This window comes from Pelagicoccus mobilis (assembly GCF_016595505.1).
GTDB classification, from domain to species: domain Bacteria; phylum Verrucomicrobiota; class Verrucomicrobiia; order Opitutales; family Opitutaceae; genus Pelagicoccus; species Pelagicoccus mobilis.
Genome location: NZ_JAENIL010000003.1, coordinates 1 through 16363, shown reverse-complemented (window position 1 = coordinate 16363; position 16363 = coordinate 1). Strand labels below are relative to the sequence as shown.

Here is a 16363-nt window from a genome sequence, read left to right as displayed (position 1 = left end):
GACTCACTAATCCAAACTCGCTGCCCACCGTGTCACACCGTGGGGGCTGGAAAACCAAAGGAACCTTGCCTCCAAAGGCACCGCGAGTAATCTAGCCACTAATGTCCATCAAGGAACAGGCACTACGCACGATTCAATCACTTCCCGAGAACGCGAACTGGGAAGAAGTGAAAGAACGCATCAACTTTGTATCTGCTATCCGCAAAGGCCTAGATGAACTCGACTCGGGCAAAGGAATTCCAGTCGAGCAAATCGAACAGGAATTATCCGAATGGATTACAAAGTAGTCTATTCCCCCTCCGCTAGGATAGATTTGAGGGAGATTGTCGAATACATCTCCAACGACGACATAGCCGCTGCAAAAAGAATCGGCCTCGCCCTGATCGGTGCCACCAAAAACCTCTCAAGCTTCCCGAGAAAGGGCAAAATCGTACCAGAATTCGGAATCGACTCTCTCCGCGAAATACAGCTCGCCCCTTACAGGATCGTGTACCGCGTTTTCGACAAACCAATGATTGTGGAAATTGTTCGAGTATGGCACGCAGCTAGAGGAAGGCCTGAAGTTTAGCCAATCCCTGCAACAGGGCTGCCGCACCGCAACATCAGGTAGCGGCCGTTGTCCTCAACGGGCACAAGCTCGCCGCCGCGCCCCCTCTCACGCTCAAACCCATTTTTTTCTGGAGCGCCAACATGGAGCTAGGCTTATATGCCAGCAAGCTAGCCCTTCATGTTGTTACCCAGGATAACTTTGAGTCATCGCGTCTGGACTCGAATTGGAATGCTCTTCGTCGCCCTCAACTGCCTCGAAGCGCGGTCCAACGAGAGCGAGAACATAATCGATCTCCTCGTCGTATACACATCGACCTTCGAAGACTGGAAAGGGAATGCGGACGTAGTAGAATCCATCATACAAGCGAGCATCGTTTCCGCGAACGAAGCCTTCACCAACAGCAACGTCGATATTCGTCTACGCCTGCGAGACATAAAAAGAGTCGACTACCGACACGGCTCGGATGATCTAAGTTCGGAGCTCGACATGCTCACCAACGGAACCGGCGCCTTCTCAGAGGTCCAAACCTGGAGAGACGAAACGGGAGCCGACCTCGTCTGCCTTTTCGAGGCGCCCTACAGGCAATTCCAGACAACCATCGGGAAAGCATGGGTCCTGAACGATGAAGACGGAAATCCAAGCCGTGGATACAGCTTAGTCGTGGGAGACTACGCAACCACCGGACAAATCCTGCAGCACGAGATCGGCCACAACCTAGGAGGAGCCCACGAGCACGAAGACAGCGATAGCACCGGCTTGTACGATGATTCCCACGCCCACACATTCAACCCGCTCCACGTCCAAGAATTTGCCGCGAAAACTGTAATGTATCGCAGACCTGGAGACGCCATAAACTACTTCTCGAATCCGGACGTCGAGTTCTGGGGAAGCCCAAGCGGCGTCGCTTCGGGCGAGCTTGCAGCCAACAATGCCCGAACCCTCAATGCGGTTTCCAAGACAGTATCCAACTATCGACCCTACGTGCACCCGGATCCGATTTCCGAAGCCGGTGAAAACTACTTCGTAATGGACGACGATGGAGACGGACTCGCACGCGTCCGAGTCGACGGAAGCGAATCATGGGCCCTGGAAGGCATAGAGGAATGGCATTGGTCCTGGGAAGGAGGAACAGCGTCAACCGAGTCCGCCGAGTTCGATCTCCCTATCGGCGTCACCGAGCTCACCCTGACAGTCATGGATACGGCTGGCGTGACAAATTCGGATACCATAGAAATCGAAGTGCTAGAACTCTCCGGGGCAGTCGACGCAGAGACAACGGAGTCTCGTTCCTTTGTCGTGCATGAAAACGGGATCGTCCGCGCAAGAGGCTTTGGCAACTACCCAAATTTGGGCTTAGAAAGCGGGCGTGGCATCTTGGACGGAGAGGAAACCTTCGTGCAGCTACGCGGCGTAGAGCGCGTCCTATCCGAAGGCGTTCACACAATCTTCCTCATGGATGATGGCAGTGCCTACGGAGCCGGAAGCCGTTCGTTCGAAGGCCTGCCAGGCGCATCCCGTTACGCTTCGGATACACCGACTAAAGTCATTCCTAGCGGAGTAAAATCAGCAGCTGTAGGCGACGGCTACTTCCTCTTCGTCCTCGACGATGGCTCCCTCATAGGAGGCGGTGAAAGGCTCTACAGTCTAGGCGACCTTGAGCGTTTTAGCCAAGGTGCACGCGATGTGGCAGCAGGCGACAACTCAGCCTTGATCCTGATGGACAACGGGGAACTGTGGTGCGTGGGCGAGATCGCGTCGTTGGCCCAAAACAGGAGCCCAGACTACGGAGTCCCTCTGAGGCTCTTTGAAAGCGGAGTAGTTTCGATCTCAATACACTACACGTTCGCAACTGCCGTAATGGAGGACGGAAGTCTGTGGCGCTTTCAAAGAGAAGACATCACAGACTATGATGGAAGCGACCCGACAAACATTCGGTTCACGCCTGAGAAGATCTTCGATTCCGGCATTAGAAGCGCGTCACAATGGTTTGGACACACAAGCGTAACGACCGAGGACGGCGGACTGCTCGCCCTCGGCAATCGAGTCTACCCCCCGATAGGTCCGATAAATCCAAGCGCTGTCGCAATCGATGACCCAGTCGAAATCGCAAGGCGGCACGTTGTCTCCTCATCCCTAGCCAGAGACGTTCTGGTTGTTATCGGAGAAGATGGATCAGCATGGGGATCCGCATCCGACTACCGCAGCGCCTTCGGAAGCCTTGACGTAGGCGAAGAGCGTCTATTCGTGCAACTGGCCGCGCCCGTCCGCGAGTTGGATTTCATCGCCCCCGTAGCGAAAGCAGGTCCGAACATCTTCGATGTGAACCGCGATGGACGCAACAGAACCTACGCAAACAGAAGACAATGGCTGGAGTCTCGCTTCAACCTGAGCGCTCGTGACTCCGATCTAGATTGGCTAGTCAGCAGATGGGAGTGGAACGGCGGAGACGGATCTGGAGAAGGCCTCCAGCCAATGATGATATTTGAAGACGGGAAACACACGGTCACCTTGAAAATCACCGACGTGAACGGACTGTCCTCCGAGGACACTGTCGAAATTACCATCGACACTCCCCAAACCTTCATGGAGTGGCTCAAAACCCATTATCCAGATTATGAATTTACCGAAGGACAATCCTATTACCTCATTGATTCCGACCACGATGGATTGAGCAACGAAGTGGAACGAATCCTCGGCAGCGATCCTTCCCAGTACACCCAGGGCGTACTCGAATCGTATCGCATCCTGGACGGGGCTGTTCACCTCACCTTTCGCGACGGGGTGGACGTTACGCGATTCAGAGTGGAAACATCTTCCGATCTCAAATCCTGGAGACGACGCCTACCCTCCTACACCGAAGAAATGCAGCCCACGGTTTCATTCGAGATCGAAGACTCCGTTCCACTCTTCCTTCGAATAGAAGTACAATAAATGAACCCCTTATCCTTCAGAGTCACCCTAAGCGGGATACTGCTACTAGCCGTTCTAGCACCCCTCTATTTTTGGGCGGATAGAGAACCGCGCACCGAAGAAAACGATTCGACTCCCTCCACCAAAACAGCCCCGACCCCAACCAACCCCGAGCTTCAAGACAGCACACAAAAGCCCCCGACGGGCCTAGAAGAAAAAGCAACCACCGCAGCTCCAGAACCGCCACGCGCCTCGGCCATACCGATCACCCTAGAAGGTATCCGGCGTTTGGATATCGGCAAACAACAGCAGCACCATCACCTAATGCAGAGATGGGAGGGACGAATCAAACCCGAGGTAAAAAACTGGAGACAGTTGGGATACGCAAACGGAACCGTACTAGACTTTCCCCTACCTGGACAATCACCAGTCTCAATTCAAATCGGACGCCTTGAGCGATTCGGCCCCAACAAAGGCGTATTCGTGGGAAACATCAAAGACCACAAACTTTCCAACTGCCTTTTCAGCTACGTCAACGACTCGACATCAGGGATGATAAAAATCCCCACCCAAAGAGTTTCCTGGGAGTTTTATAGCAACAAAGAAGGAGGCGTGACTTTCGATCTCATCGATCTGAACAGCCTCGCCGCCTGCACCTCTTGCTCAGTCGATTAACCCCTACAAACGCTGCGCACGCTCACCGAGCCATAAACGCCAGCACTTCCTTAAGCGACGGCACGCTACTTTGAGCGCCTGCACGAGTCACGGAAACGGAGGCAGCCGAACACGCGAATCGAGCCGCTTCGATCTCATCGATTCCCTGCGAAAACGCGGCTGCGAACGCTCCATTGAAGCAATCCCCAGCGCCCGTTGAGTCTTCTGCTTTCACGCTTACCGCGTATATGCGCTCAACCCCTTTCGCCTCAACGAGAAGCGCTCCGCGTTCTCCCAGTTTCGCGAGCACCTTGCCGACCCCAAACTGCAACAACGATTGAGCTGCCGCTATAATCTCAGCCTCACTTGACTCTTCGCTCAAGCCAACACCAGTCAGCAACGCAAGCTCACTCAAGTTCGGCGTCACATAATCAACCAAGCTCAGAACGTCACGGTCAAGCGGTTGGGCTGGAGCTGGATCCAAAATCGTGATACAGCCTGCGTCACGAGCACACTTCAACGCCTTCTTCACAGTCGCAATAGGCGTCTCAAGCTGAAAGAGGGCAACCTTCGCACCCGCAAAACACTGCGCATCTCGCTCCAGTTCTTCCTCGGAATAAGCCCCATTCGAACCCGGAACGACTACAATTCGATTTTCTCCACTCGCCTCAACTGTGATCGCTGCGACGCCGCTCGATATCCCATCCAAAGCGCGAACCGCCTGCGTCTCAACCCCAACGGACTCAAGCCCTCTCACGAGCTGCCTTCCATAATCATCATCCCCCACGCGACCTAACATCGCCACAGAACCTCCAAGCTTGGCAGCTGCAAACGCCTGATTCGCCCCCTTCCCTCCATTGTGGACGGTAAAACCTGTACCAGTGAGCGTCTCTCCTCCATTCGGAGCATGATCAACACTTACAACCAAATCCGCGTTCAAACTTCCAAGTACAACAATCTTACTCATCGAATTTCCTTACACTCCAGTACCACAGGATTCGCGAACCACTAGGTCAGTATTCAACACTAAACTACGAATACCCAAATCAGGAGCCTCAAGACGCTCCAACAATAATTTAGCGGCACTCCGACCGATCTCACGCACCGGTTGAGCCACTACGCTCAAAGGGGGATTCATCGCAGCGGCCCACGGCATGTCGTCGAAGCCCATCAAGGCGACTTCGTCAGGCACCTTCAAGCCGAGCTCCGTCACTGCACGCAAAGCACCCAGCGCTGTTACAAAACTTCCCACAAAAACTGCCTCCGGCCGATTTTTCTTAGAGAGCATCGCTTTAGTCAGCTCATATCCAGATTCACTCTGAAACGATCCCGACGCCATCCAACTCGGTCGTAATTTCAAGCCGGCATCTTGAAGCGCTCGGCGATACCCAGTCCCTCTTTCACGAGCAACAACGATCTCATCCGGCCCATTCACAAGTCCGATTTTTCGATAGCCGGCCTCGATTAAATGGGTAACCCCCTGAAACGCACCCGCCTCGTTGGCGACCGTCACACTATCCAAAGCCAATCCACCCGGTACGCGGTCAATCGCTACTACTGGTAACTCCCCGTCACATAAATCCTGATACGCTTCAGCCGACGCAGAGCTCGGAATAAACAGCAAGCCACAAATCCGCTCCGATTGCAGCATCTGTAACTCGGCCCTTTCTCGATCAACATCCGAAGCGGAGTTAGCCAAAAAAATGGTGTAGCCCGCTTCGTGAAGCACTTCCTCAATCCCACCGACGATGCCAGTAAAGAACGGGTTCTGCAGGTCCGGAATAACAACCCCGACCAACGTACTGCGCTGAGACCGAAGCCCACTCGCCATTCTATTACGCTGATAGCCCAGCTCTTTAACTGCCGTCTCAATCCGCTGCTGTGTTGCTTCGCTCGCTCCCCCTAATCCTGCCAAGACACGTGACACTGTGGCCGTAGACACACCGGCATGACGCGATACTTCACGTATGGTGGGTTTTCGCTTAGGAGAGCTTGCTCTTTTATGAGAGGACATTCGAAAAGGGAGATTTCTAAACCGGATTGACAGAAGCACGACTTGAAGGAAAGGTAAAACGTAAACGTTTACGTAAATCCATTCACTCATATGAAAATCACCCCATTTTCTAGCGCTTTTGCCGCACTGGTCCTCTCTTTAAGCTTCCTAGGCTGCTCCCCCAAGAGCGACGAGGCCGACTCGAAACCGGAGGTCGCCCTGGTCATGAAATCCCTAGCCAACGAGTTTTTCCAAACGATGTCCAAAGGGGCCGAGGACCACGCAGCTAACAACACGGAGAGCTACTCCCTCATCGTTAATGGCATCAAAAACGAAACCGATCTCGGGCAGCAGCTCAACCTTGTCGAGCAGATGGTCGCCCGCGGAGTTGACGCGATCGTTATCGCACCAGCAGACTCCAAAGCGCTCATCCCCGCCCTGAAGCGAGCAACCGATGCGGGAGTTCTTGTGATCAACATCGACAACCGCCTCGATAAGACAGCAGCCACCCAAGCAGGCCTCAACGCCCCCTTTGTCGGGCCCGACAATCGTGCGGGTGCGAAAGCAGCTGCAAGCGTACTTACAGAGCAACTACAGTCAGGCGATCAGGTAGCGATCATTGAAGGGGTTCCTACTGCATTTAACGGACAACAGCGCCGACTCGGATTCGAGGACGCGCTCAAAGAGTCCGGAGCTAAAATCGTCAGCGTTCAAGCCGGCAACTGGGAAATGGCAAAAGCGAACACAATTGCCGCATCCCTACTCACCGCACACCCCAACCTGAAAGCGATCCTTTGCGCCAACGACTCCATGGCCCTGGGTGCAGTCGCCGCCATTCAAGCCGCCGGTCGAACAGAGGTCAAAGTCGTCGGCTTCGACAACATTTCCGCCATCCAACCAATGATCGCTGACGGACGCGTACTCGCTACCGCCGACCAGCACGGCGATCAGCTCGCAGTCTACGGCATCGAAGCCGCTCTCGCTATCCTTGCGGGAGAGCAAGCCCCTGCCGACCGCACCACCGCCGTCGACGTCATTTCCAAGTAAATACGTTCCCAAAATGTGGGAGCGTACTTCGCAAGTCCTCCATAGCTCGTCGAGCGACGGACGGAGTCACGCGATTAACGCTCTCATTCACCACCTAAACTTTGGTGCCCCTTAGTGAACTTCGTGGGCAAAAAACGCCATCAACACACTTCTCCAAGTCTCTGGACTCCACAAGTCCTACAATGTCCCAGTCCTCATCGACTTTGACTTCGAGATCCGTGCCGGCGAAGTCCACGCCCTCATGGGGAGCAATGGTGCTGGAAAATCTACGCTCGCGAAAATACTCTGCGGACTGACCCCTCGAAATAGCGGCGACATCGTTTTTAACAACGTGCCGCACTCCCCTGTATCCAAACAGGATGCCAGCTCGGCAGGGATCGTGATCGTGATGCAAGAGCTCAACATAATCCCGACGCTCAGCATCGCCCAAAACCTCTATTTCCACGACCTTCCCACCACCCGATTCGGCATCATCGACAGGGCTCGTCTCCACTCTGACGCCCAAGAAGCATTGGCCCGCGTGAAACTCGGCCATCTCAACCCTAATCTAACTGCCGAAACCCTCGGAGTCGGCCAGCAACAGCTTCTCGAGATAGCGGCCGCGCTCACTCAGGACTGCAAGCTTCTCATCCTCGATGAACCCACAGCCGCCCTCACCGACCCCGAAATCGAAACTCTCTTCGAGCAAATCAAGCAACTGACAGCTCAAGGTGTTGCCATCCTGTATGTCAGCCACCGCATGGAGGAGATACGCCGCATATCAGACCGCGTCACAGTCATGCGCGACGGTCGTCGTATCAGCACTTACGATACAAAGGACGTCGACCAAAAAACTCTAGTGAGAGAAATGGCCGGCAAAGAAATCTGGAGCACCTCTCATACACCGAGTGACTTGAGCGAAGCCCCGGTTACTCTGGAAGTCCGGAAACTCGCGAACCCTCCTCTCGTCCAAGACCTCAGCCTCAAGCTTCGAAAAGGAGAAATCCTGGGGATCGCCGGTCTCGTAGGCTCGGGTCGCACCGAGTGCTTGCAAACAATATTTGGAGCGACCCCCGCAGACTCTGGCGAAATCCTCGTCAATGGTTCCTCAGTTTCGATTAAGCACCCTAGCGATGCGGTGCGGCTGGGGATCGGAATGATTCCTGAAGACCGAAAATCCGAAGGGTTGCTCCTCTCCCAGAGCATTCGAGCCAATGCGACATTGGCGAGCCATGACACGTTTTCCTCGTTAGGACTTATCGACCAAACCAAGGAGACTCTGGAAACACAATCAGCCTGCGGAGGCTTTTCAGTTAAACACGATCACAGTGAGCAAGCAGTCCAGGAACTCAGTGGCGGGAACCAGCAGAAAATCGTCCTGATTCGTTGGATACTGCGAGACAGCGAGATTCTGCTATTGGATGAGCCAACTCGTGGGGTAGACGTGGCAGCCAAAGAGAGCATCTACACCTCTCTTCGCGAACTCGCAGCAAAAGGGAAGTCCATCCTGATCGTCTCCAGCGAACTCCTCGAACTCATGACTCTATGCGACCGTATCCTCGCCTTCTCAGGCGGCCAAGTCGTCCAGGAATTCACCCCTGACAATTGGTCCCAAGAAGCGATCACCGAAGCCGCTTTCAAAGCCTATCTCGAACCCACAATCGACAAGGCCCCAAACAAGTGAAAAAGCCTACACAAAACTCCCCTTTCGCCCTCAGCTCACTAAAGGAGTACGCGAGCATGCTCGCGATCTGGATCGGCCTCATCATCCTGTTCTCACTCCTGAGCGACCGTTTCTTCAGCGCTGCAACCTTCTCGAGCTTAGCGAACCAAATCCCGGCTCTCACTCTCGTAGCCGCAGGAATGACTCTCGTCATCATCACGGCGGGCATCGATCTCTCTGTCGGCTCGATACTCGGACTGGCTGGATCAGTATTTGGCATTTCACTACTCGGGTGGGGACTACCGCTTCCACTTGCAGTTATCCTCGCGCTGGTTGCGGGAAGCCTGGCGGGTTGGGTCAATGGTTGGATAAGCGTCAGTTGGCGAGTTCCCTCATTCATCGTAACCCTCGGCATGTTGGAAATCGCGAGAGGGCTGAGCTACCTCGCCACAGATTCCCAAACAATGTATCTAAACGGAGCCCTCGGCTCCCTCTCTCGCCCAATAGCTGGGATCGGCATTCCGGTCACCTTCATTGTCGCGATAATCATTGTCATTCTCCTGCAATTCATCCTTTCACGGACTGTATTTGGCCGTCGCCTCATCGCTATCGGAACGAACGAGCAAGCCGTCACGCTCGCCGGCATACGCACTCAAGGACCACGCGTCGCCGTGTTCGCCATCGCAGGTTTTCTCGCCGCTATCGGTGGACTCTTCTATACCTCACGCCTCGGTTCTGCAGATCCTAACGCCGGAGTCGGTCTCGAGCTGTCCGCAATCGCAGCGGTGGTAATTGGAGGGACCAGCCTCATGGGTGGACGCGGCTCAGTCATCAATACCTTCTTCGGTGTCCTGATCATCGCGACCCTCGAGTCAGGTCTTGCGCAACTTGGAGCTTCTGAACCTGTCAAACGTGTCATAACGGGTGCCGTTATCGTGGGAGCTGCCTCGCTCGACGCCTGGCGCAATCAACTTCAGGGCGGAGCCCTCGGGTTCCTTAAAAAGCTAGTTCAAAGGTAGCGTCCGCTGTCCCAGCGGACACCCATCTCATCTATGAAATTCTTCACTAGCATCCTCCTTCTCCTCACCGTCACCGTCGCCTCCGCGGAGGAGCTTACTCTCATGAGCTACAATATCCGATTGGACCTTGCTAGCGACGCACCAAACAACTGGGACAACCGCAAAGAGCAGCTGGCCGCACAAGTTGTAATCACTTCTCCAGACATCCTCGGCATACAAGAGGGGCTTCCGCATCAAGTCAGTTTCCTTGACGAGCAACTGGCCGACTACAGCTACCTCGGAGTCGGACGCGACGATGGCAAATCGGCAGGTGAGTTCAGCGCTCTGTTCTACCGGAAAGATAAGTACAAAATTCTCGATAGCGGAACATTCTGGCTTTCTGACACACCGGATGAACCCTCGTTTGGTTGGGGGGCCTCTTACCGGAGGATTTGCACCTACGCCCACTTCAAGAACAAGGAATCAGGAAATTCGTATTGGGTTTTCAATACACACTTGGACCACCAAGTCGCCGCAGCACGCCTCAACGGTGTTAAACTGATCCTCGATCGCATATCGAAAAATGTTTCCGAAGGAGAGCAATACTTCCTCATGGGGGACCTAAATGCCACTCCCGACCTTGCTCCCATCAAGCTCATCTCAAAATCGATGATCGACGGTCATCGCCACAGCAAAACGCCTAGTTTCGGCCAAACGGGAACGATGAACAACTTCGATACACAAACCGTTCCTTCACGCCGTATCGATTACATTTTCTCAAGCAGGTCCGCTGGAGCTCCAGACAGATTCGGTACTCTTAGTGACCTGGTCGATGGTCGCTTCATATCTGACCATTTCCCCGTCGTCGCCACTTTCACACTACAAGATTGATCTTATGAAAACAGCACTCTCCCTTTTCGCCGCCCTTCTTGTCGTCGTTTCGATGCAATCGAAGCCCACCCCTACCATTCTCTCCACGGACATTGGAAGCGACATTGATGACACCTGGGCGCTCGCCCACATTCTCCGGTCCCCGGAGCTCGACCTGAAGATGGTCCTGACCGAGACAGGCGAAGCCCTCTACCGAGGCCAAGTCACTGGGAAAGTACTCGAGATAGCCGACCGAACAGATGTCTCAATCGCCCTCGGTAAAGATTATGGCGTGATGACTGATGAACATCGTCACCAAGGACCATGGGTCAAAAACTACGACCTCTCCAACTACCCTGGCACCGTTCACCAAGAAGGCATACAAGCGTTCATCGAATTGGTTAAAGAGACGGAAGGGCCTATCAACATTATCGCGATCGGCCCGCCTCCATCCCTCGCCGAAGCCCTCAAGATAGCCCCCGAAATCGCGGAAAAGTGCCACTTCTTCGGCATGCACGGCAGTTTCGATCTCGGTTACGGCGGCAGCCCCGAGATCTCTGCCGAGACAAACGTGCGCGTCGATCCCGAAGCATTCCGCACCGTCATTGGAGCTAATTGGATTTCCAAAACGATCACCCCGCTCGACACTTGCGGGCTCTTCTACCTCGGCGGCGACAACTACCAAAAAATCTGGGCCTCCACGCAGGATCCGCTACTGCGCTCCGTGATTGAAAACTACTGCATCTGGGCTCCTCGCGTTCCCTGGATGGAGTGCGAGTTTTTCGCGACCCAGAGCTCCACCCTCTTTGACGACATAGCCGCCTACATGGCCTACGATGGCAGCCTACTCAACTACGAGGAAATCAAGTTTTCCGTCACAGATGATGGATACACGCTTCGAGACCCTAAAGGCCCGTACTCAGCCAAGGTCGCAATCTCCTGGAAAGACATGGAAGCCTGCCAGGATTTCCTGACCAAACGCCTCTTGAAAAGGTAGGGCGTGACCGCCGGGCACGCCGCAGAGGATTGAAAAGGTAGCGGCCGTTGTCCCAACGGCCATTTCGTTGAGGGGGGTGCCCGCTAGGGACAGCGGGCTCTACCTCACTTGCCCTGACGCTTCGCAAACGGAATCCGTATAGGAAATCGTTGAGGCAACCCCATCCTACGGATTAAGCTCTTCCATGTATTTTTTGAATACAACACCTTGAGCGGTAGGAGTGTAATCCCAGTCGGAAAAGAGCTGCGGAGACCAATGGGCATCAAACACCCACGCGGTCCAAGAAATCCCCTTCTTCTCGAAGTACTCGATAACGGCATGTCCGTAGGTCTCGTCAGCAATCACTGGAACGTGAGCTCCCGGACCATCAGCGCTCATAAAACCAAACTCGGTGCACATCATCGGATACTTGTCCGCCACGAAGCCCCAATCCTTCTCCCAATCCTCTACCCAGGGTTCAGGGCGTTTCTGAGGATAGGGGTGAGCCACATAGGCAACTCCTGGAAAAGAGATAGGGTCCTTCTTAACGTCAGTTAGATCGTATCCAAAATTGAATCCCGCTACCATTGGGATCTTCTTATCATCGATCGCCCTGATCATGAAAATCAGCTCTTCCATGTACGCCTTGTATTCCGACCATGGCAAACGCCCCATGCGGCCACCACGATTGGTCGGTTCATTCCAGAGCTCGAAAAATGGCACGGCGGGATTCCCTTTGTAGCGCTGAGCAATCGTATGCCAGAAACGGAAAGTCTCCCCTCGGTCTGTGATATACATCGGGCGATGGTAAACATCCGTCAGCGGATTTCCGATTGAGTGCCAATCAATGATTACATACATGCCAAGCTCGGCAGACCAGATAACCGCCTGATCCACGAGCTTCAAATAAGCATCCTCTCCCAGCCTACGCCAATGAGACGGGTGTATCGCGATACGGACTACATTCGCATTCCAACTTGCCGCCTTCTCGAAGTAGTCCCGATCCCATTTGCCACGATCTTGCATCACGGCCGGATCCACCAGAGCGAGCCCGCGAAACATCACCGTTTCGCCTTCCGGATTCACAAACCGATTTCCGTCCACCGAGATTTGCGGCAGGTTCTTGCCCACCTCCAAAGCCGCCAGCTCATCACTAAACGTAGCCTCTCCTGAGGCGAATCCCACAACGAACACGACAGCACACACTGCCGCAAAAAATCTCCATCTATTTCCACTCATAATCCTTAGGGGTTCAATGCCTCGATAAAGTGCAGCGGCTCGCCCATTCTGCAAGCGGACGAGGCCGACAGCGGAGCTCGTTCAAATGAACCAGTCGCAAACAGGCATTTGGAGCATGCTGGACCTAAGCACCACCTACTTCCACGATCGTTTTTCCATCCGACCAATAGGTGTCCAGAAGCACCGTCTTAGGAGACTTGGGCACTCCGCTTAAACCGCTGGTGATCTGGTCATTCAGAGCGGCTATCGCCAAACGCGCGATCTCCAGATCGTCGTGGGTCGCACCAGCATAACAGGTTACCGACACATCCGACCCTTGTTTATCGAGAGCGGCGAATGCGATATCCTCGGGAATCCGCCACCCTTTCGCCTCCAGCAACTCTCCGATGAACTGATGTCCGATCAGGAGATCGACGCCCTCACTCTCGATCCACTCCTCCGCTTTATCTTGAATTCCATGCTCCGTAATCAGAGCCGGCACTCTACTTTCCTCGGGCAAAGTGAGCATGAAGGAATCGAACGCCGCCCGATATCGGTCGCCTACTCGTATGTTGGTCCGCTCAAGCGTCACTAAGCCCGGCCGCTTGTATCCAAATTCATAGGCCTTCTGGAGACACAATCTGAGAGCGTGAAACTGATTCTCCGAAACGCAGTCCAACTTCGGTTCCGCCACAAACCGCCCAAAGGTAATCACTGAAAAGTCATCCCAAGCGAGCTTCGGGTGCTCCATCTCGAGCTTCTGAATCAAGGGGCAAAGCACAATGCCCCTGACTCCTCTCGACTTAAGAATTTGCGAATGACGGCGGGCAGACATCTTCTCATCCCAAACGTAAAGCTCGTAGTCATAGCCCAAGAGCTCCGCATGCACTCTGGCAGCTTCCGAAAACGCTGAGAAGCGTGCTCTTAGGTGAGGCCCGACCACCAATGCCAACCGCGCCTTACTGCTTCGACTCGCCCCGTCATTTCGATAGCGGGCAAGCGCTGACAACATCGGGTCCGGGCGGTAGCCCAGCTCATCCGCTGCAGCTTGCACTCTCTTCCGAGTCTTCTCGCTGATTGAGCTCGCTCCCCTCAACGCACGCGAAACGGTCGAGTGCGAAACCCCCAGCGAAGCCGCCACATCCCGCAAAGTAACCCGTCTTCCTTGTTCTCCGGACATTGAGCGCACCAGTGTGCGCATCTGGCAGTTCGTTTCTAGGACATTCTCGGGTTTTAAAAGCGAGTACAGCCCGCAACCGGGCTGCATTCAGCGTCATGAACTCACACCCCCACGCTCTCCAACTCCTCCTAGCAACCTTAGCACTACTGGTTTCGCCGCTATGCTCAGCAGAACAGACGAACTCAAAGCCTAACGTCGTCCTCATCCTCGTAGACGACTACGGCTATGCCGATATCAGTGCCGAGGGAAACACGCAGGTCCAAACGCCGAATATCGACCGTATTGCAAACGAAGGCATGCGCCTGACTCGCTTCTACCAAAGCGCAGGGGCCTGCGCTCCGACACGAGCGTCCTTGCTCACGGGACGCTACTACTACGAGACGGGTGTCTGGGGAGTGCATTGGGGGCGCGACTCCCTGCATCGCGACGAGAACACTCTCGGAAACCTAATGCAGTCCGCTGGCTACAAGACCGGAGTTTTCGGCAAATGGCACAGCGGAAAGTCCGACGCCTATTTCGGCTGGAGCCGTGGCTTCGACACCAGCGTTCATACCGAACTCTACAAGTACCACAGAAATCGCATCCTTACCGACCGACGGATCGTCACCGTCACCGATCCAATCACGGACGTTGTTGGTGACCGTGCCGCCGCCTTCATCGAAGCAAACAAGGATCAACCGTTCTTCTGCTACGTCCCCTTCCAGGCGATGCACGAGCCTTTCAACTGCCCCGAACCAATCTTCGAGAAATACAAGCAACAAGGATACTCCGACCACGTGGCCGCTCTTTACGGGATGGTTGAGGTTTTGGACAACAACGTCGGCAAGCTGCTTGACGAACTCGAAGAGCACGGCCTCAGCGACAACACCCTCGTCCTTTTCATGGTCGACGACGGAAGCTCCCCTGGCTTTCTCCACACCTACCAAACGCGCCGTATGAACGCGGAGGAGAAAGCGGAACGACGCCGCGGCTGGGCTCGGGAACTTCGCGGCACCAAGGCCAATATCTCGGAAGGCGGTCAGATCAGCCCCTTCTACGCTCGTTGGCCAGGAGTCATCGAAGCCGGCACCTCCTCCGATGCTCTTTCGAGTATAATCGACATCTACCCGACACTGGCCGACATCTCCAACATTCCGTATCCAGAAACTCAACTCCCCCTCCGCGGCTTCAGCCTCAAATCCGTCCTCGCTGGCGGGAAAAGCCTCGACGAAGACAGGGTCCTCTTCGACGGAACAAATCTCTACCTGCTCGAAAGAGAGCGCTCCTTCAAAGACGGAACGCCTCGAATCCGCCAGCTCTCAGCTCACTACCGAAACTGGAAATACATCAGGGAGGACAACTACATCCACGGAGGTACAGACGAACACTTCCACAAACTTTATAATTTGGATACAGATCCCAACGAGACAACTGACTGCTTCGCCGAACAAGCAGAGATCGGAAATCTCCTTAAAGCTCACACTCAAACCTGGTTGGACTCCATAATCGAAAGTGGACGCGGCTTTGAGGAAACGGTCATTCCAGTGGGGGACTGGAACGAAACAGGAACTCCCATCCATCTCGACGCCACCACACGCATCGTCGGCCCTCTCGAACGACCGGGATCTGGCTTCGAGTTCACAGGATGGACTGAAATCGGCAGCGCCCTCTCCTTCAATGTGGATGTGCTTGAGACAGGAACCTATCGCTTCGAGCTCGACCACTCCGAAAGCGACTCTGGGGCGATCTTCCAAATCACGGCTGGGTCCGCCTCCAGCGATTGCCAGATAGGAAGCGGGAAGCAGTCCTACTCAGATCCAGTGAAACTCAAAGCTGGGGCCCAACAACTTACAATCACACTAAAGGATCCTGGATCGAGCAAAGATCCACTTGATCGACTAAAACACCTTGTCGTCCATTGTATCCCCGATTCAGATACAATTGATATCCCAACAGGGATCGGCTTCACCCTATCAAAGGCAAAGAAGAGCAAGCCCATCGCAAAAGCGGTGCAAACCTTCGAGTGCAGAGAATTTCAACGGTCAAGCGGCAACGTTCCCACTGTAACAGTTGGTAAAGCCCAAGAGCTGACCGTCGCCCCTTCTGTTGATAATCCCGAAAGTCTCAGCAGGATCGATGTGTGGCTCGGTTTTGAAAAAATCCATTCCAGCACTATCCCCCAAACACTTTCACTACCCAAGCTAGCAGAAGGTCACCACACGCTCACCTTGGAGTTCATCAGCCGTGAAGGGACTCACTCAACCTCGAGAGTCGAAATCGACGTCGAAGGCTGAGCAAATGTAGGAGCGTGCTTGTCACGCGATTCCCACGGTCCAGATCCACCCA

14 protein-coding genes are annotated in these 16363 nt (G+C 54.4%); 10 read left to right on the top strand and 4 right to left on the bottom strand.

Annotation, left to right across the window (positions count from 1 at the left end; translation table 11 throughout):
- The first annotated feature begins 101 nt into the window (after window positions 1–101).
- The 4 genes from JIN87_RS01775 (at window position 102) to JIN87_RS01760 (ending at window position 4135) form a co-directional block, all read left to right on the top strand.
- Entirely contained in the window at window positions 102–287 is a 186-nt protein-coding gene (locus JIN87_RS01775; protein WP_200353792.1) for a hypothetical protein, read from the top strand.
- Window positions 272–568, top strand: a complete 297-nt coding sequence (locus JIN87_RS01770) for a type II toxin-antitoxin system RelE/ParE family toxin (protein ID WP_200353791.1) — start codon at window positions 272–274, stop codon at window positions 566–568. The genes JIN87_RS01775 and JIN87_RS01770 overlap by 16 nt, the downstream gene beginning before the upstream one ends.
- Window positions 569–748: 180 nt before the next feature.
- A complete protein-coding gene (locus JIN87_RS01765; RefSeq protein ID WP_234033186.1) occupies window positions 749–3481 on the top strand; it encodes a M12 family metallo-peptidase in 2733 nt (910 codons plus the stop codon).
- Entirely contained in the window at window positions 3482–4135 is a 654-nt protein-coding gene (locus tag JIN87_RS01760; protein ID WP_200353789.1) for a hypothetical protein, read from the top strand.
- A 22-nt stretch (window positions 4136–4157) separates the two neighbouring features.
- Here JIN87_RS01760 and rbsK read toward each other — a convergent pair whose 3' ends face one another.
- Together rbsK and JIN87_RS01750 are read right to left on the bottom strand one after the other, a co-directional pair.
- Window positions 4158–5081, bottom strand: a complete 924-nt coding sequence (gene rbsK, locus JIN87_RS01755) for a ribokinase (RefSeq protein ID WP_200353788.1) — start codon at window positions 5079–5081, stop codon at window positions 4158–4160.
- A gap of 9 nt (window positions 5082–5090) precedes the next feature.
- Window positions 5091–6128, bottom strand: coding sequence for a LacI family DNA-binding transcriptional regulator (locus tag JIN87_RS01750; RefSeq protein ID WP_200353787.1), 1038 nt, complete (start codon window positions 6126–6128; stop codon window positions 5091–5093).
- A gap of 90 nt (window positions 6129–6218) precedes the next feature.
- On the opposite strand from JIN87_RS01750, the gene JIN87_RS01745 reads away from it, so the two are divergent.
- The 5 genes from JIN87_RS01745 to JIN87_RS01725 all read left to right on the top strand — a co-directional run bounded on the left by JIN87_RS01745 (window position 6219) and on the right by JIN87_RS01725 (window position 11661).
- Complete coding sequence (locus tag JIN87_RS01745; RefSeq protein ID WP_200353786.1) at window positions 6219–7154, top strand: sugar ABC transporter substrate-binding protein; 936 nt, start codon at window positions 6219–6221, stop codon at window positions 7152–7154.
- Between the two features lie 139 nt (window positions 7155–7293).
- A complete protein-coding gene (locus JIN87_RS28690; protein WP_325176359.1) occupies window positions 7294–8817 on the top strand; it encodes a sugar ABC transporter ATP-binding protein in 1524 nt (507 codons plus the stop codon).
- Window positions 8814–9815 (top strand): ABC transporter permease, encoded by a 1002-nt coding sequence (locus JIN87_RS01735; protein WP_200353784.1) that lies wholly within the window; start codon window positions 8814–8816, stop codon window positions 9813–9815. The genes JIN87_RS28690 and JIN87_RS01735 overlap by 4 nt, the downstream gene beginning before the upstream one ends.
- Window positions 9816–9848: 33 nt before the next feature.
- Window positions 9849–10685, top strand: a complete 837-nt coding sequence (locus JIN87_RS01730) for an endonuclease/exonuclease/phosphatase family protein (RefSeq protein WP_200353783.1) — start codon at window positions 9849–9851, stop codon at window positions 10683–10685.
- Window positions 10686–10689: 4 nt separating this feature from the next.
- Entirely contained in the window at window positions 10690–11661 is a 972-nt protein-coding gene (locus JIN87_RS01725) for a nucleoside hydrolase (protein ID WP_200353782.1), read from the top strand.
- A gap of 165 nt (window positions 11662–11826) precedes the next feature.
- Here the strand turns inward: JIN87_RS01725 and JIN87_RS01720 are convergent, their stop codons facing one another.
- Window positions 11827–12879, bottom strand: a complete 1053-nt coding sequence (locus JIN87_RS01720) for a glycoside hydrolase family 5 protein (RefSeq protein WP_200353781.1) — start codon at window positions 12877–12879, stop codon at window positions 11827–11829.
- Between the two features lie 124 nt (window positions 12880–13003).
- Window positions 13004–14059, bottom strand: coding sequence for a LacI family DNA-binding transcriptional regulator (locus JIN87_RS01715; RefSeq protein WP_200353780.1), 1056 nt, complete (start codon window positions 14057–14059; stop codon window positions 13004–13006).
- A 74-nt stretch (window positions 14060–14133) separates the two neighbouring features.
- Here JIN87_RS01715 and JIN87_RS01710 point away from each other — a divergent pair, with 74 nt between their 5' ends.
- On the top strand, window positions 14134–16311 hold the full coding sequence (locus tag JIN87_RS01710) for a sulfatase-like hydrolase/transferase (RefSeq protein WP_200353779.1): 2178 nt from the start codon (window positions 14134–14136) through the stop codon (window positions 16309–16311).
- Window positions 16312–16363 lie beyond the last annotated feature (52 nt).